This is a genomic window from Rothia sp. HMSC061C12 (genome assembly GCF_001815755.1).
GTDB classification, from domain to species: Bacteria; Actinomycetota; Actinomycetes; order Actinomycetales; family Micrococcaceae; genus Rothia; species Rothia mucilaginosa.
This window is the reverse complement of record NZ_KV821854.1, coordinates 17,504-37,198: the sequence shown is the minus strand read 5'-3', so window position 1 is coordinate 37,198 and position 19,695 is coordinate 17,504. Positions and strand designations below refer to the sequence as shown.

Annotated in this window: 18 protein-coding genes, 1 tRNA gene and 1 riboswitch; of the genes, 12 read left to right on the top strand and 7 right to left on the bottom strand. The window is 60.5% G+C overall.

Annotated elements, in window-relative coordinates:
* The first annotated feature begins 280 nt into the window (after nucleotides 1–280).
* A complete protein-coding gene (locus HMPREF3055_RS03580; RefSeq protein WP_070737990.1) occupies nucleotides 281–1,546 on the top strand; it encodes a multidrug effflux MFS transporter in 1,266 nt (421 codons plus the stop codon).
* Nucleotides 1,547–1,803: 257 nt separating this feature from the next.
* On the opposite strand, the gene HMPREF3055_RS03575 is transcribed toward HMPREF3055_RS03580, so the two are convergent.
* The 4 genes from HMPREF3055_RS03575 to HMPREF3055_RS03560 form a co-directional block, all read right to left on the bottom strand.
* Nucleotides 1,804–2,706, bottom strand: coding sequence for an aminotransferase class IV (locus HMPREF3055_RS03575; protein ID WP_049350526.1), 903 nt, complete (start codon nucleotides 2,704–2,706; stop codon nucleotides 1,804–1,806).
* 349 nt (nucleotides 2,707–3,055) lie between these two features.
* Nucleotides 3,056–3,853, bottom strand: coding sequence for an energy-coupling factor transporter transmembrane component T family protein (locus tag HMPREF3055_RS03570; protein WP_049362007.1), 798 nt, complete (start codon nucleotides 3,851–3,853; stop codon nucleotides 3,056–3,058).
* Nucleotides 3,850–5,475, bottom strand: a complete 1,626-nt coding sequence (locus HMPREF3055_RS03565; protein ID WP_070737987.1) for an ABC transporter ATP-binding protein — start codon at nucleotides 5,473–5,475, stop codon at nucleotides 3,850–3,852. The genes HMPREF3055_RS03570 and HMPREF3055_RS03565 overlap by 4 nt, the downstream gene beginning before the upstream one ends.
* Nucleotides 5,476–5,561: 86 nt before the next feature.
* Nucleotides 5,562–6,194 carry an ECF transporter S component gene (locus HMPREF3055_RS03560; protein WP_049340559.1) on the bottom strand — a complete coding sequence of 211 codons (633 nt, stop codon included), beginning with the start codon at nucleotides 6,192–6,194 and terminating at the stop codon, nucleotides 5,562–5,564.
* 58 nt (nucleotides 6,195–6,252) lie between these two features.
* Nucleotides 6,253–6,353: riboswitch (TPP riboswitch) on the bottom strand.
* A gap of 267 nt (nucleotides 6,354–6,620) precedes the next feature.
* Between HMPREF3055_RS03560 and HMPREF3055_RS03555 the strand changes: the two genes are divergently transcribed.
* Together HMPREF3055_RS03555 and HMPREF3055_RS03550 are read left to right on the top strand one after the other, a co-directional pair.
* Nucleotides 6,621–6,854 carry a DUF4235 domain-containing protein gene (locus tag HMPREF3055_RS03555; protein ID WP_049340557.1) on the top strand — a complete coding sequence of 78 codons (234 nt, stop codon included), beginning with the start codon at nucleotides 6,621–6,623 and terminating at the stop codon, nucleotides 6,852–6,854.
* A 160-nt stretch (nucleotides 6,855–7,014) separates the two neighbouring features.
* Nucleotides 7,015–8,439, top strand: a complete 1,425-nt coding sequence (locus HMPREF3055_RS03550; protein ID WP_070737984.1) for an MFS transporter — start codon at nucleotides 7,015–7,017, stop codon at nucleotides 8,437–8,439.
* A 195-nt stretch (nucleotides 8,440–8,634) separates the two neighbouring features.
* Here the strand turns inward: HMPREF3055_RS03550 and HMPREF3055_RS03545 are convergent, their stop codons facing one another.
* Nucleotides 8,635–9,966 (bottom strand): septin family protein, encoded by a 1,332-nt coding sequence (locus HMPREF3055_RS03545; protein ID WP_070737982.1) that lies wholly within the window; start codon nucleotides 9,964–9,966, stop codon nucleotides 8,635–8,637.
* A 130-nt stretch (nucleotides 9,967–10,096) separates the two neighbouring features.
* Entirely contained in the window at nucleotides 10,097–10,696 is a 600-nt protein-coding gene (gene dcd, locus HMPREF3055_RS03540; RefSeq protein WP_005509013.1) for a dCTP deaminase, read from the bottom strand.
* 153 nt (nucleotides 10,697–10,849) lie between these two features.
* On the opposite strand from dcd, the gene HMPREF3055_RS03535 reads away from it, so the two are divergent.
* The 8 genes from HMPREF3055_RS03535 to HMPREF3055_RS03500 all read left to right on the top strand — a co-directional run bounded on the left by HMPREF3055_RS03535 (nucleotide 10,850) and on the right by HMPREF3055_RS03500 (nucleotide 17,628).
* Nucleotides 10,850–10,923, top strand: a tRNA-Gly gene (locus HMPREF3055_RS03535).
* Nucleotides 10,924–11,592: 669 nt separating this feature from the next.
* Nucleotides 11,593–12,213 carry a thiamine phosphate synthase gene (locus HMPREF3055_RS03530; protein WP_070737979.1) on the top strand — a complete coding sequence of 207 codons (621 nt, stop codon included), beginning with the start codon at nucleotides 11,593–11,595 and terminating at the stop codon, nucleotides 12,211–12,213.
* A 2-nt stretch (nucleotides 12,214–12,215) separates the two neighbouring features.
* Nucleotides 12,216–13,298 carry a glycine oxidase ThiO gene (gene thiO / locus HMPREF3055_RS03525; protein WP_070737976.1) on the top strand — a complete coding sequence of 361 codons (1,083 nt, stop codon included), beginning with the start codon at nucleotides 12,216–12,218 and terminating at the stop codon, nucleotides 13,296–13,298.
* Between the two features lie 48 nt (nucleotides 13,299–13,346).
* Complete coding sequence (gene thiS / locus HMPREF3055_RS03520; RefSeq protein WP_049340547.1) at nucleotides 13,347–13,544, top strand: sulfur carrier protein ThiS; 198 nt, start codon at nucleotides 13,347–13,349, stop codon at nucleotides 13,542–13,544.
* Nucleotides 13,545–13,728: 184 nt separating this feature from the next.
* Entirely contained in the window at nucleotides 13,729–14,499 is a 771-nt protein-coding gene (locus HMPREF3055_RS03515) for a thiazole synthase (RefSeq protein WP_049347554.1), read from the top strand.
* Nucleotides 14,490–15,545: a HesA/MoeB/ThiF family protein gene (locus HMPREF3055_RS03510; protein ID WP_070593953.1), complete on the top strand. Its 1,056-nt coding sequence runs from the start codon at nucleotides 14,490–14,492 to the stop codon at nucleotides 15,543–15,545. Before HMPREF3055_RS03515 ends, HMPREF3055_RS03510 begins: the two co-directional genes overlap by 10 nt.
* A gap of 123 nt (nucleotides 15,546–15,668) precedes the next feature.
* The gene (locus HMPREF3055_RS03505; RefSeq protein ID WP_070593951.1) at nucleotides 15,669–16,781 is read left to right on the top strand and encodes a MauE/DoxX family redox-associated membrane protein; all 1,113 of its coding nucleotides are present in this window, start codon (nucleotides 15,669–15,671) and stop codon (nucleotides 16,779–16,781) included.
* A 181-nt stretch (nucleotides 16,782–16,962) separates the two neighbouring features.
* Entirely contained in the window at nucleotides 16,963–17,628 is a 666-nt protein-coding gene (locus tag HMPREF3055_RS03500) for a class I SAM-dependent methyltransferase (RefSeq protein ID WP_070593949.1), read from the top strand.
* 165 nt (nucleotides 17,629–17,793) lie between these two features.
* Here HMPREF3055_RS03500 and HMPREF3055_RS03495 read toward each other — a convergent pair whose 3' ends face one another.
* Nucleotides 17,794–18,495 (bottom strand): hypothetical protein, encoded by a 702-nt coding sequence (locus HMPREF3055_RS03495; RefSeq protein WP_070593947.1) that lies wholly within the window; start codon nucleotides 18,493–18,495, stop codon nucleotides 17,794–17,796.
* A 63-nt stretch (nucleotides 18,496–18,558) separates the two neighbouring features.
* Here HMPREF3055_RS03495 and HMPREF3055_RS03490 point away from each other — a divergent pair, with 63 nt between their 5' ends.
* A complete protein-coding gene (locus HMPREF3055_RS03490) occupies nucleotides 18,559–19,536 on the top strand; it encodes a hypothetical protein (RefSeq protein WP_049352213.1) in 978 nt (325 codons plus the stop codon).
* Nucleotides 19,537–19,695 lie beyond the last annotated feature (159 nt).

Sequence of the window (19,695 nt, the reverse complement as noted above, 5' to 3'; positions counted from 1 at the left end):
GAGGACGGGTGCCCCTGTAGGAGCGAGGATAACACCGTCCCTTTGCTGTACCTGCGCGGGCGAGCGCCGCTTTCCAAACCAACCAAGCGGAGCCCTCCCAACCCAGCTCAAAAAATATCAAACATTTAACTTACGAAGCCGCGCCCAATTCTGCTACCGTGAACAAGTTGTGCTTCCAGCCTGCGCAAACTCACCCCCGGAGCGGTACCGCCGCATCCACGTCTTGTAGAGCCGCAGGCGCCGTTGCACGCGCATCACACAGAAAGAAAAACTAAGACATATGTCTTCGAAGTCGACTAAGACCTCATTCGGGCTATCGCCCATTTTTATCGTAGTTCTGGCGCTGCTGACCGCTATCGCACCGCTCGCCACGGACATGTACCTGGCGGCGTTGCCCGCAGTCGCTGAGAATCTGAACACCACCAGCACGAACGCATCGCTGACTCTGAGTGCGTTCATGGTGGGTATGGCGCTCGGCCAGCTGATTGTGGGTCCCCTCTCTGATAAGACGGGCCGCCGCAAGCCGCTGCTGATCGGTGCGGTCATCTGCTTCATCGCGACGGTGGCGTGTGGTTTCGCGCCGAATATTGAGCTGCTGATTTTTGCGCGTTTCATGATGGGCTTCACCGGTTCGATTGGTGCCGTGTTGGCGCGTTCTATCGTGGCTGATACGACTGAGGGGCTGGCGACCGCTAAGCTCATGGGCGTCATGATGATGATTAACGGCTTCGCGCCGGTGCTTGCGCCGCTGTTTGGTGGCTGGGTGCTGTCGTGGGGTAGCTGGCGCGATATTTTCCATGTGCTCGGCGTGATTACCGCGATTATGATGCTCGGCGTGATCTTCGTGATTAAGGAGACCCTGCCGGTGGAGGAACGCTACCAGGGCACCGCCCTGAGCGTGTACTCGGAGCTGCCGAAGGTCTTCAAGATTCGCCGCTACCTGGGTTTCATGCTGACGATGTGCTTCGCGTTTGGTGCGCTGTTCTCGTATATTTCCGGTTCGACGTTTGTGTTGCAGAAGATTCTGGGCTTGTCCGAGACTGAGTTCACTATCGTGTTCGGTGTGAACTCGATTGGCATTGTGCTGTTCAGTGCGATTGCGACGAAGCTGGTGGGCCGTGTGGCGCAGCGCCGCATTGTGAATGTTGGCGTGGTGAGTCTGCTGGTGGTGTCTTCGCTGCTGGTGGTTAGCTTCCTTATCGGTATCTCGCTGGTGCCGACGCTGGTTCTGCTGTTCCTGCTGACCAGTTCGTGCGGCCTGATTTTTGGTAATGCTTCGGCGTTGGCGTTGAACGAGGCGCGCCACATGGCAGGTAGTGCGTCGGCGGTGATGGGTACGATTCAGGCTCTGCTGGGTGCGTTGGCGGCGCCGCTGGTGTCGTTTGCTGGTGAGCATGAGTACCTGCCGATGGGCTTCTCCATTCTGGGTTTCGCGGTCCTGACGGCGCTGGTGCTGTGGACTACGCCGCGTAAGGATTCGGACTACTCGGCTGACGGTAAGAGCCACGGCGCTGGTGAAGGTCAGGGTGCTCCGGCGGGCCACTAACCTGTTGTTTTTTGTGTAGCTAAAGCCCCGGATGGGCGACCCGCTAAGGGTTGCGCGTCTGGGGCTTTGCTGTATTTGCTGTAGCAGTTAGGGAGGCGCCCGCACTCTTCCTTCGCTCCTACAGGGAACCCGCCCTCGCAGAGCTCGGGCACCCTGATGTCGCTTCAGGAAGGTACGACACCTCCGCACTTGGTCTGCAGACAGCACAAAGGGACGGTATTATCCTCGCTCGGATAATACCGTCCCTTTTTACGCGTTTAGCTCTGTTGCGCCAGGTAGTTCAACAGGGTCGCGGTCAGCTCCGGGTCATGCGCCAGTGCCGTGCCGTTCAGGTGAGTCACCGGCGCAATCAGACGCACCGACGACGCCAACCACACGCCGTCCGACTCGAACAAATCCTGCGGGTAGAGCGGTCCGAAGCCCAGCTCCCAGCCGGCCTGGCGTGCCGCCTCGAACACCGCACCCTGCGTGGTACCGGGCAGGATGCCGTGGCTCGGCTCAGGCGTGTACAGCACCTTCTTGCCGTCCTCAATCTTGGCGACCAGCACCGAGGAGGTGGCGCCCTCCAGCACGCGACGCTCGTCGGTGATGAAGATAGCGTCATCCGCGCCGCGCTCCTGCACGTATCGCAGGACCGCCATGTTCACCGCGTAGGAGAGGGTCTTCGCGCCCGCCAGCAGCCACGGGTAGGCGCTGTTGTCCATCGGCTCGTGGCCGCGCGGCAGCAGCATCGCCTTCACGCCCTCGGTGCGGCGCTTCACGATGGATGCGGGCACCGGCGACGCCATAATCAGCGTGTACGGGCCCGGCTGCATGGAAGTCACCGCCTGGGTGGGGCCGCGCGAAATAATGATCTTCACGATGTGCTCTTCACCCAGCGCCGTTTCGGCACCGGGGGCCGCCTCACGCATGAGGCGCTCCACCGCCGAACGCAGAATCTCGGGTTCCGGGTCGGGTAGATCCAACATGCGCGCCGATGATTCGAGGCGGGACAGGTGCATGCCGAGCTTACGCACGCGACGGTTGACGGACAGCATGGTCTCGAAGACACCGTCGCCGCGGGTGAAGCCCTGGTCATCAACGCTGATGAGGGGCACGGACGGGTCAACGAAGATGCCCTGCGGGTTCTGCTCGTTCAGAAGAATTACGGTACTAGACATAGTTTTATTGTACGTTCGCTACTGGTTCCTGAAAGGGCTCAGAGGGTGCCGCGTTTTCCGGAGGTGCCTGTACCTTCCTGTTCGGCAGTAGCGGGTGGAGCCGCGTTTTCCGGAAGCGCCCTCAGGGTGCCCGAAGCGAAGCAAGGGCGGGTGTCGTCTCCCAAGCAGAGCTAAACACGTACAAAAAGGGACGGTATTATCCGTAGCGACATCAGGGTGTCCGAAGCGAAGCGAGGACGGGTGCCCCTGTAGGAGCGAGGATGATGCCGTCCCTTTTCGCATATCTGGAGAAGCGCTGTAGGAACGAGGACGAATACCGTCTCCCAAGCGGAACCAGAAACGAAACGGACTAGCCCCAGAGGAACTGGATCGTACCCGCCGCAATAGATGCACCGTACGCAACAGCGATAATGACGGCGGCGGCAATGCTCACGTGCACGTCACGCGGCGAATAGGACGGTACGCGAGCCCAGGTGCGTTCGCCTGCGCCGAAGCCGCGCGCCTCCATGGTGATGGCGAGGCGGGAGCCGCGGCGGATAGCCTGCACGAGCAGGGCGAAGCTTTGCCCGCCGAAGGTTTGGGCGCGTCCGGCGAGGGATTGGCCTGCACCGAGTCCGCGGGCGCGTCGTGCCTGGCCGAGGGCGTTCCATTCGGCGAAGAGGATGCCGACGAGGCGCAGGGCGGCAACGGTGGCGAGCACGAACCGGGAGGGCAGTTTGAAGGTTTGTGCGAGGGAGTCGCCGAGGTCGGTGGGGTCGGTGGTGAGTACGAATGCGAGGGTGGGCAGGACCATGGCGAGGGAGCGGATCATCATGGCTGCGCCGACGGCGGCGGAGTCGGTGGTGATGGTGTTGAAGCCGAGGTCGAGGATGGTGGTGCCGCTTTTGGCGCTGAGCATGGCGACGGACCAGCCGGTGGTGATGACGGCGATGAGGATGGGCCAGAAGCGGGCGAGGACGTTGACGGGTCGGAATCCGACGAGGATGAATCCGAGCAGTTCGAGGGCGAAGAGGATTCCGGAGGTGAGGGGGTCGCGCACGATGAGTGCGGCGATGATGAGGGTGAAGGAGACGATGAGTTTTACGCCGGCGTTGAGGTTGCTGAAGTAGCTGGTTCGGTCGATGGTGCCGAAGAAGTCGGTGTTCATGCGTTCTCCTTTCCGGGGGTTGCGGTGGCTTCGAGGGTGATGTGGTTGCCGCCGAGTGCGGCGGTGTAGTCTTCGTCGTGGGTGATGGAGATGATGGCGGTGCCGCCTGCGAGGAGTTCGCGGATGAGGTCGACGAGTTCTGCCCAGGTTCGTGCGTCTTGGCCGAAGGTGGGTTCGTCGAGGATGAGGATTTTGGGTGCGGTGGCGAGTGCGGAGGCGACGGAGAGCCTGCGTTTTTCGCCGCCGGAGAGGGTGAAGGGGTTGGCGTCGAGTAGGTGGGTGAGGCGTAGGCGGGTTGCGAGTTCGTTGGTGCGGGCGGTGAGGTCGTCTTCGTTGAGGGGGCTGCGGGTGAGTGCGGCGAGTCGGCGGGGGCCGAGTTCGAGTTCTTCGCGTACGGTTCCGCGGATGAACTGGTATTCGGGTTCTTGGAAGACGTAGCCGATGCGGCTGAGCATTTGGGCGGGGGTCCAGGTGGGAATGTCCCAGTGGGCGCGCTCGCCGCCGTGGTTGCTGCCGCGCTCGCCGTCGTAATTACGCAGCGCGTCGGTGGCGGTGAGGGTGCCGTCGGTGGCGGTGAGGAGCCCTGCGAGGGTGAGGGCTAGGGTTGATTTGCCGGCGCCGTTGGGGCCGAGCACGCTGAGGTGTTCGCCGGCGTGCAGGGTGAGGTTGATGCCGCTGCGCAGTACGGGCAGGTCGGTGGGTACGGGTGCGGGGGTGTCGCCGAGGCGTTTGATGGTGCGTCGGCGTGCGCGTCGTTGTTTGGGGGTGGGTTGTGCGCGGGTGATGCTGAGGTTTTCGGCGCGAAGTAGCGCCTCGCCGTGCTCGCCGCCCTGGTTATCGCTGTCGCTCTGCGGTGCACGCGGCACGTAGTTGGGTACCCACACGCCCGCGTCGATGAGGTCTTGGCGGGCTTCGGTGAGTACGGTGTCGGGTACGCCGTCGTGGGTGATGGTGCCGCCTTCGCCGAGCACGATAATGCGGTCCATGTGCGGCGCCCAGATGCTCACGCGGTGTTCTACGACGAGCAGGGTCGCTCCGGTGGCTTGCGCGGCGGCAAGGATGCTGTCGCGTACTTCCTGCACGCCGGAGGGGTCGAGGTTGGCGGTGGGTTCGTCAAGGATCATGGCGCCGGGGTGCATCGAGAGGATGCCCGCCAGGCCGAGGCGCTGCTTCTGTCCGCCGGACAGTGCGCTGCTGGGGTGGTCGAGGGGCAGGTGGTTGAGCCCTACTGCGGTGAGGGCTTCGGTGACGCGGTCCCAGATTTCTTCGCGGGGTACGCGCAGGTTTTCGGGGCCGAAGGCGACGTCGTTGCCGACGGTTGCCATGACGATGGAGGATTCGGGGTCCTGCTGCATCATGCCTGCGGTGCCGCGCGCTTCGGCGGGTGCTTGCCCGTTGATGGTGATGGTGCCGCCGGCGGATTCGCCGTCGTCATCATGGAGCACACCGGCGATGGCGTGCAGGAGCGTCGATTTGCCTGCGCCGGAGGTGCCCAGTAGCAGGACTTTTTCACCGGGGTTGATGGTGAGGTTGAGTCCGCTGATGACGGGTTCTGGGCGTCCGGGGTGGTGCCAGCTGAAGTTGTTGAGCTCGATGCGCGCCCCGCGCGGTGTTGCTTCCATGATGGTTCCTTAGCCTTTGTGTGGCTGCTGTAGTGTGCCGAGTGGTGACTCGTGGTGAGTGACTAGGGGTGGCTAGTTGCTGACGGTTAGCGGCGGGTCTTGCCGGATGCCAGCGAGGAGAGCACACCGGTCTTGGCGAGGTTCTGCACGAGAATCCACGCGAGGAAGCCTGCGATCACTGCGCCGGAGATGACGGCGCACGCTACGTAGATGATTGCCTTGACCGGTTCCATGTCAGGGTAGTAGATGAAGATTTCGTTAACACCCATGAACAGGCCGCTGAGCGCACCGGCGAAGACCGCTACGAATGCGTCCCAGCGACGGTAGCGGAAGATTGCGAAGGCGATTTCAGCGCCAACGCCCTGGAAGAAGCCGGCAATCAGGATTTCACCACTCCACGCGCCGCCGGTGAAGAGCACGGAGATGAATGCTGCGACGATTTCACCGAAGAGTGCCGCACCGGGCTTGCGGATGAGCAGGCCGCTGAGGGTGCCGCCGAGCAGCCATGCGCCGGCGACGATGGGGCGGAATTCGGGTGCTGCTACGAGTGCAGTTTTGGCGGCGGGGCCGACTGCGATGTCCCAGATCCAGAAGATGACGGCGCAGGCTACTGCGATAACTGCGGCGATAACGATTTCGTTGACTCGCCAGCGCAGGTTCGGCTTCTTCGATTCTGCCTGGCTAGATGCCTTGGAGGCGGGGGTTACGTTCTGCGACATTGGTGGTCCTTCCTTCGTTGGAAGGGGAATGTCCTCGCCCTCTGAATGGACGAGGGCATTGAGAAGAAATTCGACTCCCTACGCCGGTACTAACCGGATCAGGTTCGAGGGTCTGCTTAGCACTCTCAGCGCCTCGGTGGCGCTCCCCTGTCGTTGTGGGCTTCCTTGTCCGTACCGTTTTGGTGCGGGCGGAAGTCCAGGTTCGATTGTAGGCGTGTCTGGCTGTTCGCGCCAATTTGCCGCTTTTTGTTTCGTTCTTCTGCCCACATTACAGAATTGCACGGTGTACAATTTTGGGACGGAGAGGCTCCAAGGCGGCACGAACGCCTTAAACCCTATACGCTAGGGAGTGGCGCTCTTTTCTCACCCAACCCCGAAGGGGTTCACGGGCAGGACGCCGCATCGTATACAGCTAAGGAGATACACATGAACCCCGTCGCTAAGCTTGCCATTGCGGGTATCAACATGGGCGCTGCTGCCCTGGTTGGTAAGGGTCTGGGCGCAGCCTGGACCAAGGCTACCGGCAACCAGCCTCCCGCCATTTCCCACGACTCTGAAGACACCCTGCGTCAGGTCATCCTCTGGACCGTTCTGACCTCCGTCGTCGGTGCTGTAGTGAGCTTCGGTATTGCTCGCCTGCAGCGTCGTTTCTTCAACTAAGACTTTGCGCTCTCCGCGCGAAAGTTCATGAACTAGGCGGTACGTATCTCCACTCGGTACGTACCGCCTGGTGTTCCCTCTTCAGCACGCCCGCCCCACTTCAGCCGGTTTCATGCCGCCGCTACGCTGAAGCGCCACCTCGGCATCCGAAAGCACAACTATGACTATTTCTTCTCCCCGCCCTAAGACGAAGGCTCCGCGTAGGGTCGTTGACCACGCGAACAGCCGCCGTTCGGTCGCGTCCTGGGTCATGTGGGATGTTGGTTCGTCGAGCTTCGACTCGATTATGATGACCTTCATCTTCACCGTGTACCTGACCAGTAGCTATTTCGGCACTCCCGAAGAGACCTCCTCGGCGCTGTCTCTGGGTCTGACCATTGCAGGGTTCCTCATTGCGATTCTGGCGCCGGTGACCGGTCAGCGTAACGACAAGTCTGGCCGCGGCATCTTCTGGCTCGGCGTGAACACGCTACTGCTGGTCGCTTCGATGGCGGCGTGCTTCTTCGTGGCTCCCACCCCGCAGTACCTGTGGCTTGGTGTGACCCTGATTTCTGCAGCGAGCGTGTTCAGCGAGTTCGCGTACGTGAACTATAACGCCGTGCTGCCGCGCATCTCTAACCCGGACAATATCGGTAAGATTTCGGGCGCTGGATGGGCTGCCGGCTACATTGGCGGCATCCTGGCGCTGGCTGTGGTGCTGTGGGGTTTTGTGCTTACCCCCGAGGTGCTCGGCCTGACCACCGATAACGCCCTGAATATCCGTGCGGTCGCGCTGTTCGCCGCCGCCTGGTGCCTCATCTTCTGCGTGCCGCTGCTGGTGCGTATGCGCACCCGCGAGCGCTTCCTGCCGGAGGTGCTGCCCACCCGCGAGCTGCGTTTCCTGGAGCTCGGTATGGAGCGTCTCTCCCCGGCTCGTCAGGGCGGTCTGCTCGCCTCCTACAAGGCGCTGTGGCGCACCATTAAGCGGCTGAAGATGACGTCCCCGCAGACGCTGTGGTTCCTGATTGCTTCGGCGGTGTTCCGTGATGGTCTGTCCGGTATTTTTACGTTCGGCGGTATTCTTGCGGCGGGCACGTTCGGTTTCAGCACCTCCGAGGTGATTCTGTTCGGTATTGCCGGTAGCGCCGTCGCTGCGGTTGGTGCGATTCTGGGCGGCTACCTGGATGACTACCTGGGCCCGAAGGCGATTATTGTTATCTCGCTGGTCGGCATTATTTTGGCGGCTACCCCGTTGCTGTTCTTCCCCGAACGGGGCGTGTTCTGGGTATGCGCCCTGCTGCTGTGCCTGTTCGTGGGCCCGGCACAGTCGGCGTCCCGCACCTTCTTGGCTCGCCTGGCTGATCCCGGTACTGAGGGTGAGCTGTTCGGCCTGTACTCGACCACCGGCCGTGCGACCAGCTTCCTGGCGCCGATGCTGTTCGGCCTGTGCGTGAGCATCATGGGCGCGCAGATTTGGGGTGTGCTCGGTATTTTGATCGTTGTGGTGGCGGGTCTGCTTCTGCTGCTGCCGGTGAAGGCACCCGGTCCGTTGCGTGTGCGTGCGGCTCGCCGCGAGCAGAAGCGCCGCGACAAGGCTGCCCAGTAAGGCAACCCAGTAAAGCATGCGGGGCTAAGCGTCCTGCAAACCGCCCTTGCGAACCCCCGCGCAAACCCGTAAACGCAAAGGGAGGGGCGGGTAGAAGAATGATCTTCTACCCGCCCCTCCTTTGTGCTTAAGCAGTGCTTATCAAGCGGAGCTCAGTAAGCCGCGCCAGAGAGCTATACCAGAGAACCGCAGTGGCTAGTCCTCCACCACGTCATCTTCATCGTCAGAGGCAGCGTCCTCAGAGGAATCCAGCGCAATCTGCTGCTCCTCCTCATCCAAAACCTCATCGCTAGTCAGCTGAGCCCAGGTCGCATCATCAATCAGCGGATCATCAATCACGCGAACCCACAGCATCGAACCAGCCGCCAAAGCGCTCAGATTCTCGTCATACGCCTCCGCAGGCAGACCCTCAAAAATCTCAGCCAAACGCGCAAACAAGTCATCGTACGAAATGTCGCCCTCAGCCTGCAGCCAGCACTCAGCCGCAAAATCAGACAGCTCATTCAGCTCAGTGTCACACAGCAGCAAGAACGGGCCGTCCTCACCCACACGCACACCCGAAGTACCCGGCATACGAGAAACCGCAATCGTACCGTTCAAGAACACACCCGGCAGGTGATCCTCAGCCGTGTACTTCTCCAGCTTCTCAACCTCATCAGCGTTCGGCAGCTCATCACCATTCAGCAGATCCTGAACCAGCGGCAGAGTATCCTCAATCTCCGAGTACACCAGGCGCCACACGCCACCGCAACGCTCCACCAGCTTAGCCAGCGACACAACACCCTCAGGGTGACGCGCCAGACCCGAGCTCTGCTCACTCAAGAACACCAGAGCCTCATGCAGCGGAACACGCTCAAAATACGGCTCAGAAGCCGACTCATCACGAGAAATGAACACAATACGCGACAGCTCATAGCTGAGGTCATCACGATCAACCACGTTCAAACCCAGATCCACCGGGTTCTGCTGATCCTTCGGCGCATTCGGGTCAACAATCACAGACAGCGGCTTCGGATACGGCGACACAACACCCTCATCCGAAATAACCGCAGTCTCATCAGTCAGGTACGCAAACTTCGAACCCAAGAAACGCGACGCAGTCGTCTTACCGCTACCAGAAACACCCACCAGCGCAACAGCGCGCTTCGACTCAGGGTCACCAATAACAGCCGCATGCAGCATCACACCGCGACCAACCAGCTGCTCAATCATCGCCAACGTAATACGGCTCGTCAGATCCTGCATACCCGAATCATCATCAGCCACACGCAGCGTCGAAACCTTATCAAACGAACCCATCAACGGATTCGCCAAATCCATCACCGACTCATCAGTCGGCGCATGAACCAGCATCACCTGATCAAAACGAGACAACGAAGCATACGCCTCATCAGGAGTATCAAAAAACTCCGGAGCAAGAGGCTCCCACGCCTTCTTAAAACGCTCCACAAAAGAGTCCGACATATCAATCAGATACAAAGAAACTTCCGCGCCAGCAACACGCAGAACAACAGGCTTCAGATTCATCAAAAATCCTTAGAGAGTGAGAGATAAAAACCCGCACGCGAGTGAACGCACGAGCACAACAGGCGAAAAACCGCCCAACGCGGGCGCACAAACACACAGCCTGCACGCCCGCACCCCAAAGCGGGAAAGACTAAGACTCCACAGAACCATCCGCAGGAATCATCGTCTGATGAAAATTCAAATAACTACGCGAAGCAGTCGGGCCACGCTGACCCTGGTACCGGTTACCATACGCGCCAGAACCATACGGATGCTCAGTCGGGCTACTCAAACGGAAGAAACACAACTGACCAACCTTAGAACCCGGCCACAACATAATCGGCAAAGTCGCCATATTCGACAACTCAAGCGTCACATGCCCCGAAAAACCAGGATCAATAAAACCAGCCGTAGAGTGAGTCAACAAACCCAGACGACCCAACGACGACTTACCCTCCAGGCGGGCAGCCACATCATCAGGCAGAGTCACCTTCTCATACGTAGAACCCAACACAAACTCACCCGGATGCAGGATGAACGGCTCATCAGGAGCCACCTCAACCAGGCGCGTCAAATCCTCCTGCGGCTGAGCAGGATCAATATGCGGGTACTTATGGTTATCGAACAGACGGAAGAAACGATCAATCCTCACGTCCACACTTGCAGGCTGAATCATCGACTCATCGAACGGATCAAGAACGATGCGCCCATCAGCAATCTCTTGACGAATATCGCGATCTGAAATAAGCACGCTTAAAGGATACCTGGCAAACACCACCCACGTGCAGGCATCCACCAGCCCCAGCGCACAGGCCTACATCACATTTCAACCCCGCCACCCCGCACACAAACAGCCGCAACATATTTCACGCTCGACAAGCAAGCGCGATACACTGAAAAAGATGCGGCTGTAGCTCAATGGTAGAGCGCACGCTTCCCAAGCCTGATACGCGGGTTCGATTCCCGTCAGCCGCTCCACAAGCCCCGGACTTCGTCACGGGGCTTTATTTTTTAGGTTGGATGCGGTGGTTGGGCCAAGAGTTTAGGATGCCGCTTGGGTTAGACGGGTCGAGGCGGTATGTTCCTTGCTCCTGCAGGGAACCCGTCCTCGCTCCGCTTCGGACACCCTGATGTCGCGACGGAACATACCGGCCTCTCCCCTACTAACTCTCTCCCCTTCTCCGGGCAGGTGGAGTAGTGGGTGCGGCTGCGCGGCTGGGAACGAACCGCGGGCGCTCGGTTTGGGAAGAGTGTGCGCGGAGGCGGGGAAGGAATACTGGGGTTAGGTACCGCAGACAGCTCGCCGGGAATGAATGTTGAGTTCAAGGCATTGCGGTGGTTCAGTTTGGGAGGTCAGGGTACCTTCCCAAAGGGGTGCCGATACACATGCGAGCGCGCAGCACAGCTATACCTTCCTGAAGCGACATCAGGGTGCCCGAGCTCTGCGAGGGCGGGTGCCCCTGTAGGAGCGAAGGAAGTGTGTAGCGTGTCGGTCGTCCCCTACCCGAGCGAGGAACACACCCCGCAAGACGCCTCAAAACACTTGAAGGATGTTCAACTCACCACACAGTTGTGCTAACCTAACCACAGAAATTCAATGAGAGAATTTCTAAAAAACATCTACTCGACGAGGAATCGTAGACCCGCATGACCCGCGAAACACACCCCTACACCACCCCAGCACGCCCCCTCGACCTGAACCTCTACCTCGTCACAGGCGACAACCCCCTCGAAACCGTCCAGGCAGCCAAACACGCCACCTGCATCCAAGTCAGGTCCAAACCCATCAGTGCGCGCGAGCTCTACCAGCTCACCGAAGCTATCGCCGGCATCATCCAGCCGCACCAGACCCTCCTCGTCGACGACCGTGTTGATGTCGCCCTCGCGTTGCGTGCCCGCGGCGTGCGCGTTGACGGCGTGCACATCGGTCAAGACGACCTGCCCGTAGCCGACGCCCGCGCCCTCCTCGGCGCCGACGCAATCATCGGCCTGACCACCGGCACCCGGCAGCTCGTCGAAGAGTCCAACAAGATCGCGCACCTAATCGACTACATTGGTACCGGCCCGTTCCGCCCCAGCCCCACCAAGCAGTCCAACCGCCCGCCCCTCGGCATTGACGGGCTCCGCGAACTTGCCGAACTGTCCGCCGTACCCACCGTAGCTATCGGCGACATCACCCCCGAAGACTGCCCCGCCATCCGCACCACCGGAGTCGCCGGAATCGCCATGGTCCGCGCCTTCGTCGACAACCCCGCACTGCAGGCATAACCATGACCATCACCATCATTGGCGGCGGAATCATCGGCCTCACCACCGCGTTTGAACTCACCGAACGCGGCGAAAGCGTGCACCTCATCGACGCCGAAACCAGCGACTACGGCACCGCCGCCGACGGCACCGCGCTCTACCCCGCCGCCAGCCACTACGCCGGCGGCATGCTCGCGCCCATCGCAGAAGTGCAATTCCAGCAGGATGCGCTCTTCCCGCTCATGACCGCCAGCGCCGACGCCTACCCCTCCCTCATGGGCAGGCTCAGCCGCGCCACCGACCTGCCCACCGGCTACGACACCACCGGCACGCTCATCATCGCAGCCGACCGCGCCGACGCCGAGCACCTGCAACGCACCCGCGCCTACTACCGGGACATGAACCGCCCCGCAGACCCCGTCACCCCCACGCAGGCGCGCACCCTCGAACCGCTCCTGGCGCCGCGCATTGCCGGTGCCGTGAGCATCCCCAGCGATCACCAGCTGCACCCGCGGTTCATGAGGCGCGCCCTCAAAGACGCCCTCGCCCACCGCGGCGTCACCTTCACCACCGAACGGGTCACCGACCCGAACGCGGGCGACATTATCTGCACTGGACTAGGGGCAACACTGCACGGGGATTACCCGCTACGCCCCGTCTACGGGGATATTCTGCGTCTGCGCGCCCCGCGGCCCATCCTCAAACATGTGGTGCGCGGCTACGTGAACTCCCGCCCCGTCTACCTCATCCCCCGCCCTGACGGGGAGCTATGCATCGGCGCAACCAGCCGCGAAGACCACCGCACGCTGCCCGCCATTGACGGCGTACACCAGCTGCTACGTGACGCGATCCGGCTCGTGCCCGCGGTTGAAGAGTGCGAGCTTCTGGAGGCGAACGTCGGCGCCCGCCCCGGCACCCCGGACGACCTGCCCATCTTTGGGCACCGCACCCGTACTGACGGCACCCGCCAGCTTGTGTCCACGGGCTACTTCCGTCACGGTATTCTGCTTGCCGCGCTCGCAGGCAAGGTCGGCGCGGAGGTCGCCTGCGGGGCTGAGATTCCGCCCATTATGCAGGCGTGCGACCCGGCACGATTCACCCACTAAACACAGTCCCCGCCGGGTGCACCCGGCACCTTCACGAAAGGATTTCGCATGATCATCACCTACAACGGTGAGCCGCTAACCACCAACGCCCCCACCGTATTTGACCTTGTCATGGACCAGTTTGGTACCGAAAATGGCGTGGCTGTGGCGCTCAACCGCAGTATCGTGCCGCGTTCCACCTGGCTGGATGTGCCGCTGAGCGAGGGCGATAGGGTGGATGCCCTCACCGCCGTTCAGGGCGGCTAATCTTCCAGCCTGTACCGGCAATATTCTCACCGGTAAATACCCGCAGGAGAATACCCACCGGCAAAAAAGAACAGATATTCTCGGTTTTTGTTCCCTAAACCGGGCGCACCGTAGCGCCCCGCACCAACCAGCCGCACCAACCAGCAAACCCCGTTATCTAGACGTTCCCACAGAGGAGAACACCATGAGCCTCACACCGCTCACCATCGGCGACCGCACCTTCAACTCCCGCCTTATCATGGGTTCCGGAGGCGCAACCAGCATGGACCTGCTCGAGCAGGCGCTCATCGCCTCCGGCACCGAAATGACGACCGTTGCCATGCGCCGTCACGCCGCAGGCACCCCCATTTTTCCGCTTCTGCAGAAGCTCAATATTGCGCCGCTACCTAATACCGCAGGGTGCCGCACCGCAGCCGATGCGGTGATGACCGCGATGCTCGCCCGCGAGGCACTGGGCACTTCCTGGGTGAAGGTCGAGATCATCCACGACGAAGACACCCTGCTGCCGGACACCGTGGAGCTGTTGAACGCTTGCGAGCAGCTGGTCGCTGAGGATTTCACGGTGCTCGCGTACACCTCTGACGATCCGGTGGCTGCAGCTCGCCTGGAGGATGCGGGCGTTGCGGCGGTTATGCCGTTGGGCGCGCCGATTGGTACCGGTCTGGGCATTTTGAACCCGCACAATATTGAGCTGATTGCTTCTCGCGCGCAGGTTCCGGTGGTTCTGGATGCCGGCGTGGGTACCGCCTCCGACGCGGCGCTGGCGATGGAGCTGGGTTGTGATGCGGTGTTGTTGGCGTCGGCGGTGAATCGTGCTGAGGATCCGGTGGCGATGGCTCAGGCGATGAAGTTTGCGGTGCAGGCGGGCGCGTTGGCGCGTGAGGCCGGCCGTATTCCGGTGCGTGAGCACGCGAAGGCGTCGTCGCCGTCGGAGGGTTTTGTCTCGTGGATGTAAACCTTGCCCCTACCCCGGTGAATCCGGAGCATGCGCGCCTGGATCGCGAGCGCACGGACCGTCAGCGTCGCCTGCCGGGCTTTGATCAGGATGCGGTGGCGGCTGCCCGCGTGTTGGTAATTGGTGCTGGTGGTTTGGGTTGTCCGGTGGTGCAGGCGTTGGCGGCGGCTGGTGTGGGGTATCTGCATATTGTGGATTCTGATTCGGTGGAGCTGTCGAATATTCAGCGTCAGCCGCTTTTTGGTGTGCCTGATGTGGGTGAGCCGAAGGCGGAGGTTGCGGCGCGCCGTGCCCTGGAGCTGTGCCCGTCGTTGACGGTTGAGACAACGATTCGGCATGTGGATGCGTCCTGGATTTTGGATCTTTTCGCCGCCTCGGCACCGGATTGTGTGGTGGATTGTACGGATACATTTGCGTCGAAGTATCTGATTGCGGATGCCGCGCAGCTTGCGGGTCTGCCGCTGGTGTGGGGCACGGTTTTGCGTTTTGGCGGGTCGGTGAGTCTTTTTGAGCCGGATGGCGCGCATTTGCGTGATATTTTTCCGACGATTCCGCAGACGGTGGAGTCGTGTGCGCTTGCCGGGGTGTTGGGTGCGACAACAGCTGTGGTGGGTTCGCTGATGGCGACGGAGGTGCTCAAGTTTGTGAGTGGTTTGCCGACGGCGGCGGGTACTCTGCTGACGTATGATGCCTTGTCGGGTACGTGTACGTCGTTTGGGGCGGTGCCGGATCCGGCGCGTGTGGTGCCGGTGGATTTGTCGGCGCATGATGTTCCGCAGGTTCTGCTGGATGTGCGTGAGGTGCCCGAGCGTGAAGAGTCGGTGAAGCATGAGGGTTCGTTGCATCTGCCGCTATCGCAGCTGAGCGACGCTGAGGGGTCGCTGTTGCCGGCAACCGACGTGCCCGCGGAGCTGCTGAGCTTGTTTGAGTCGGTGCGTGATCAGCGTGTGGGCGTTTTCTGTGCCTCGGGTGCGCGAGCGCAGCGCTTTGTGCAGGCGTACGCGGAGCTGGCGGGCGAGTACGGGGTGCGCCTCACGGCACTGTAGAGATGGTTTCCCCATGTGCAGGGCGTAAAATCGTGTATAACACGGCGGCTCGTCGCGCGGTTTGTTCTGCCTAAAAACTGCCGCTGCCGCCTCCTGTTTTCGCACACTCACTCTAGGAGTTTTATGCTCACCGTCTCTACTGTGCCGCTTGTTTTGTGTACGGCACTTGTTGCGTTGACTTTGTTGATTAGCGGTATTGCTAAGGCGAAGGACCCGCAGAGTACCGTGACCGGTATTCAGAATCTTGGTTTGGAGAAGATCGCGCCGACCCGTGCGGTGTCGCTGATTTTGCCGTGGTTCGAGATCGCCCTAGCCGCCGTTCTGCTGCTGTCGCCGGTGCGTTTGCCTGCGGTGATTGCTTCAGGTTTGGCGCTGATTCTGATGCTGTTCTATACGGTGGTGATTGCGCGCGCGCTGGCGACGGGTCGTACTGCGGGTTGTAATTGTTTCGGTTCTGAGTCGAATGCGCCGGTGAGCCGTTACACGCTGGTCCGTAATATTGCGCTGCTGTTGGCGGCGGCTGGTGCGCATGCGAGCGCGTTGAGGGGCGGCACGGGCGTTGTGTCGACTCTGCTGGGTCTGGGTAATAGCGGCTGGACTTGGGTTTTTGGTGCGGCGCTGATTGCTGTGACGTTGGAGGCTGTTCGCCGCGGTGATGCTCTTGCGCAGCCGGAGCCGCAGGCTGAGGTGATTTTGCCGGAGCCGGTGTATGACGAGAACGGTGAGGAGCAGTATGTTCGCATGCCGATTCCGCATGCGGCGCTGTACCTGGAGAATGGCCGTCACACGAATATGCGTGCGTTGGCTAAGAATCAGGCGCGTGTGCTGGTGTTTGTGTCGGCGACCTGCGCTGGTTGTGTGAAGTTTTTGAAGACGATGGCTTCGTGGCAGGAGCGTCTGCCGCAGGTGGCGTTGCATCCGGTGTATTCGAGCCTGGAGTCGTTGCAGACCTCGCGTAATGCGGGTACGTTGCCGGAGGGTTTGACTCCGTTGATTGACCGTGAGGCGGGTTCGCGCGCGAATTTTGGTAATGGTGTGCCATTGGCTGTGGTTTTGGGTGCTGATGGTCTGATTGCTGGCGGCCCGGTGGCTGGTAATGAGCAGGTTGAGGCGCTGCTGACTGATATTGAGGAGCAGTTCGCTGAGGCTGCTCGTTTGGCTGAGGAGGAGCGTGAAGAGCAGATGCGTAAGGCGCTTGCTGAGGATACGTCGAATACTGGCGGCGACCACCTCTAACCGTCCCCTGTAGCTTCTCTGCTTTTCGTACTGTCCCGATAGCCCCATCCGGCTCTTACTGCCCTTACCCGCAGGTGCCGGGTGGGGCTATGCTAGAACGTAGCGCACACACCGCTTATATGCCGCGGTCACCTTGCCTGGTGGCGGTTGGCGCATCCTCAACCCTGTCTAAGGAGTTTTTATGGCAATGATGAGTTTCAACGCTCCGGGCGAGCGTGAGAAGTCCTTGTGGCTGGTCCGCAAGGAGAGCAACCCGAATCATTCTCAGTGGTACATTGACCGTTTTAAGGCGATGGAGGCTGAGGGTAATGATATGGCGGGTGAGTCTCGTCTGTTGAACGCTATGGCTTCTCGCGGTGCGAAGATTCTTGATGCGGGTTCGGGTCCCGGTCGTGTGGGTAAGCAGCTACACGCGTTGGGTCACCGTGTGACGGGTGTGGATATTGATCCTGAGCTGATTGAGGAGGCGCGCCGCGTCTGCCCGGATGCTACGTGGATTACTGCCGATTTGGTGGATTTGCCGGAGGTGCTGGGCATTGAGGGTGAGGCTACGGCGGAGAATGGTTTTGAGCTGCTGGTGTGTGCGGGTAATGTGATGGGTTTCTTGGCTCGTTCGACTCGTAAGCCGGTGGTGGAGAATTTCCGTCGCGTGTTGGCGCCGGGTGGCCGCGCTGTCGTGGGTTATGGTTCGGGTCCGGGCCGTGATTATGCGTTTGAGCAGTTTTTGGCGGATGCCCGCGAGGTTGGCCTGAACGTGGATAACACCTACTCTTCATGGCAGATGCACCCGTTTGTGGAGGGTTCTTCGGAGTTTTTGGTGGCGGTGCTGTCGCGCCCGGCGAACTAGGCTCGCATCTAAAACTGGGCGCAGTGCGTTTTGAGCTAGCGTGCAGTGCGTCTTGAGTTAGGCATACAAATGGCCCGGCGCCTACCCCGTGTGGGGTGGGTGCCGGGCCTTTGCGCGTCCTGAAGATGCGCATCCGAAAAGAAGCACCGTTGAAGAACGGGTGTTCTAGTGGATGAGGTAGATGGTGCGTGCGAGTTCTTCGGGCATGAAGGATGCGGCGAAGAGGATTGCCACGATGATGACGGCGAGTGCGGTCATAAGGCTGGAGCGCCAGCCGGGGTGCAGCTCGTTGAAGGTGATGAGTCCCTTGTGTTCTTTGTCCATGTTGACCACGTTAATCTGTTTGTAGATGGTGGTTTGGGCGGAGAGTTTGGAGGAGACTTCTCGCATGGTTTTGCCGTCCCAGACGCGGCCGTCGATGCGCATGAGCTGTTTGCCGTCTTTGTCGACGGCCCACATGGCGGGGAAGCTGCGGTAGCGTAGGCGGCCGGCGACGGTTTTGAGTTTCTGGCCGTAGGCTTTTTTGGGGTAGAGCTTTTCGGCGTAGATAGTGTGGTCGATATTTTCGAGGGGTACGGCGAACCAGCCGAAGGTGCGTGCGCGGAGCACGTGGGTTTTGGTGATGACGATGATGGTGGGTTTGAGGACTGAGTAGAGGTTTACGCCTGCGATGGTGCCGATGAGCAGTACGAGGATGGTGTACGGCAGGGCGGGTCGCTTGTAGAGGATGAAGGCGAGCGCGGCGAGGAGCACGATGGTGCCGGGGAGTGCCGCTTCGATGCGCCTGCCGTAGGAGCGCATGCGGGGGTGGAATAGTTCGTTGACTTCGCCGTATTTGGCGGGGACTTCGTGAGCGCGTTCTGCCATATACACAACTTTAGTGTGTGCGGTGCGTGAAACCTAGCGGACTACCTGCGTTACTCTGGTTCTATGCGTAATTTTTCTCCCGTGGAGCGGGTTCTGGCAATGTGGATGGTCGGTGTTGTGGTGGCGGTTTCTGTGGCTGCTGCGGCGCTGGTTATGACGAATAAGCTGGTGTATGGTCCGACGGGTCAGGTGCGGGAGTATTTTCATGCGTTGCGTACGGGTAATGGTTCGTATGCGCGTGGCCTGTTGGGTGCGCAGATTCCTGAGGGTGACGCCTCTTTATTGGATGGGGATGCTTTGAGGCGTTCGGTGTCTTCGTTGGGTGAGGTGTCGTATGAGGTGGTGGAGACCAGCGAGGATGGGGAGCATGCGACGGTGCGTGCGTCCTATACGTTGGAGGGTTCGCAGCAGCATACGGATTTTCGTTTGCACCGTTCGGGCACGCATTGGGGCTTTTTTGATAAGTGGGCTATTGATGAGGCGTCTTTGCCGTCGGTGAAGGTGAATATTCAGGGTGTGGAGGCTGCGACGATTAATAACCGTAAGGTTGCGGTGGATGATGGTGCGGCGTCATTCCCGGTGTTTTATCCGGGTGTGTATGCGGTGTCGTATGATTCGACGGTTTATACGGCGCAGAAGGTGAATGAGGTGGTGACTGCGCAGGATGCGAATCATGCGGTGCGTATGGAGTTGAAGCCGAGTGATAATGCGTTGTCGTCGGTGAAGGAGCAGGTGCAGGATCATTTGAAGAAGTGTACGCAGCAGAGCACTCTTTATCCGGGTGGGTGCCCTTTTGAGTATGCGTTTACGGGTCGTGTGGATTCTGAGGTGAAGTGGTCTGTGGTGAAGGTTGCGGATCCGCAGGTGAGTGTAAGTTCGGCGGGTGTGTGGTCGTTGAAGCCGATGTCGGGTACGGCGAAGGTGTCGTTTACTCAGTTGGATTTGTATACGGGTGAGCGTTCGCAGGTGCAGAAGGAGATTCCGTTTACGTTGAAGGCGTCGGTGGAGGCGGATGCGAAGGCGGTCCGAGTCTCCTTCTAAGAACGAACGACGAGAGCCAGTATGCTCTGAAGCGACATCAGGGTGCCCGAGCGAAGCGAGGGCGGGTTCCCCTGTAGGAGCGAAGAGCATACTGGCTCGTGGCTTATACGGGTTGAGAAAGGGCCGGTGTTATCCGTAGCGACATCAGGGTGTCCGAAG

Bases quoted from the DNA above. Each gene is read 5' to 3' on its own strand.
- HMPREF3055_RS03495 (WP_070593947.1), bottom strand. From the start codon at position 18,495: ATGGCAGAACGCGCTCACGAAGTCCCCGCCAAATACGGCGAAGTCAAC.
- HMPREF3055_RS03555 (WP_049340557.1), top strand. From the start codon at position 6,621: ATGAACCCCGTCGCTAAGCTTGCCATTGCGGGTATCAACATGGGCGCT.
- HMPREF3055_RS03545 (WP_070737982.1), bottom strand. From the start codon at position 9,966: ATGAATCTGAAGCCTGTTGTTCTGCGTGTTGCTGGCGCGGAAGTTTCT.
- thiS (WP_049340547.1), top strand. From the start codon at position 13,347: ATGATCATCACCTACAACGGTGAGCCGCTAACCACCAACGCCCCCACC.
- HMPREF3055_RS03515 (WP_049347554.1), top strand. From the start codon at position 13,729: ATGAGCCTCACACCGCTCACCATCGGCGACCGCACCTTCAACTCCCGC.
- HMPREF3055_RS03500 (WP_070593949.1), top strand. From the start codon at position 16,963: ATGGCAATGATGAGTTTCAACGCTCCGGGCGAGCGTGAGAAGTCCTTG.
- HMPREF3055_RS03565 (WP_070737987.1), bottom strand. From the start codon at position 5,475: ATGGAAGCAACACCGCGCGGGGCGCGCATCGAGCTCAACAACTTCAGC.
- HMPREF3055_RS03530 (WP_070737979.1), top strand. From the start codon at position 11,593: ATGACCCGCGAAACACACCCCTACACCACCCCAGCACGCCCCCTCGAC.
- HMPREF3055_RS03570 (WP_049362007.1), bottom strand. From the start codon at position 3,853: ATGAACACCGACTTCTTCGGCACCATCGACCGAACCAGCTACTTCAGC.
- HMPREF3055_RS03575 (WP_049350526.1), bottom strand. From the start codon at position 2,706: ATGTCTAGTACCGTAATTCTTCTGAACGAGCAGAACCCGCAGGGCATC.
- HMPREF3055_RS03550 (WP_070737984.1), top strand. From the start codon at position 7,015: ATGACTATTTCTTCTCCCCGCCCTAAGACGAAGGCTCCGCGTAGGGTC.
- HMPREF3055_RS03505 (WP_070593951.1), top strand. From the start codon at position 15,669: ATGCTCACCGTCTCTACTGTGCCGCTTGTTTTGTGTACGGCACTTGTT.
- HMPREF3055_RS03560 (WP_049340559.1), bottom strand. From the start codon at position 6,194: ATGTCGCAGAACGTAACCCCCGCCTCCAAGGCATCTAGCCAGGCAGAA.
- HMPREF3055_RS03490 (WP_049352213.1), top strand. From the start codon at position 18,559: ATGCGTAATTTTTCTCCCGTGGAGCGGGTTCTGGCAATGTGGATGGTC.
- thiO (WP_070737976.1), top strand. From the start codon at position 12,216: ATGACCATCACCATCATTGGCGGCGGAATCATCGGCCTCACCACCGCG.
- HMPREF3055_RS03580 (WP_070737990.1), top strand. From the start codon at position 281: ATGTCTTCGAAGTCGACTAAGACCTCATTCGGGCTATCGCCCATTTTT.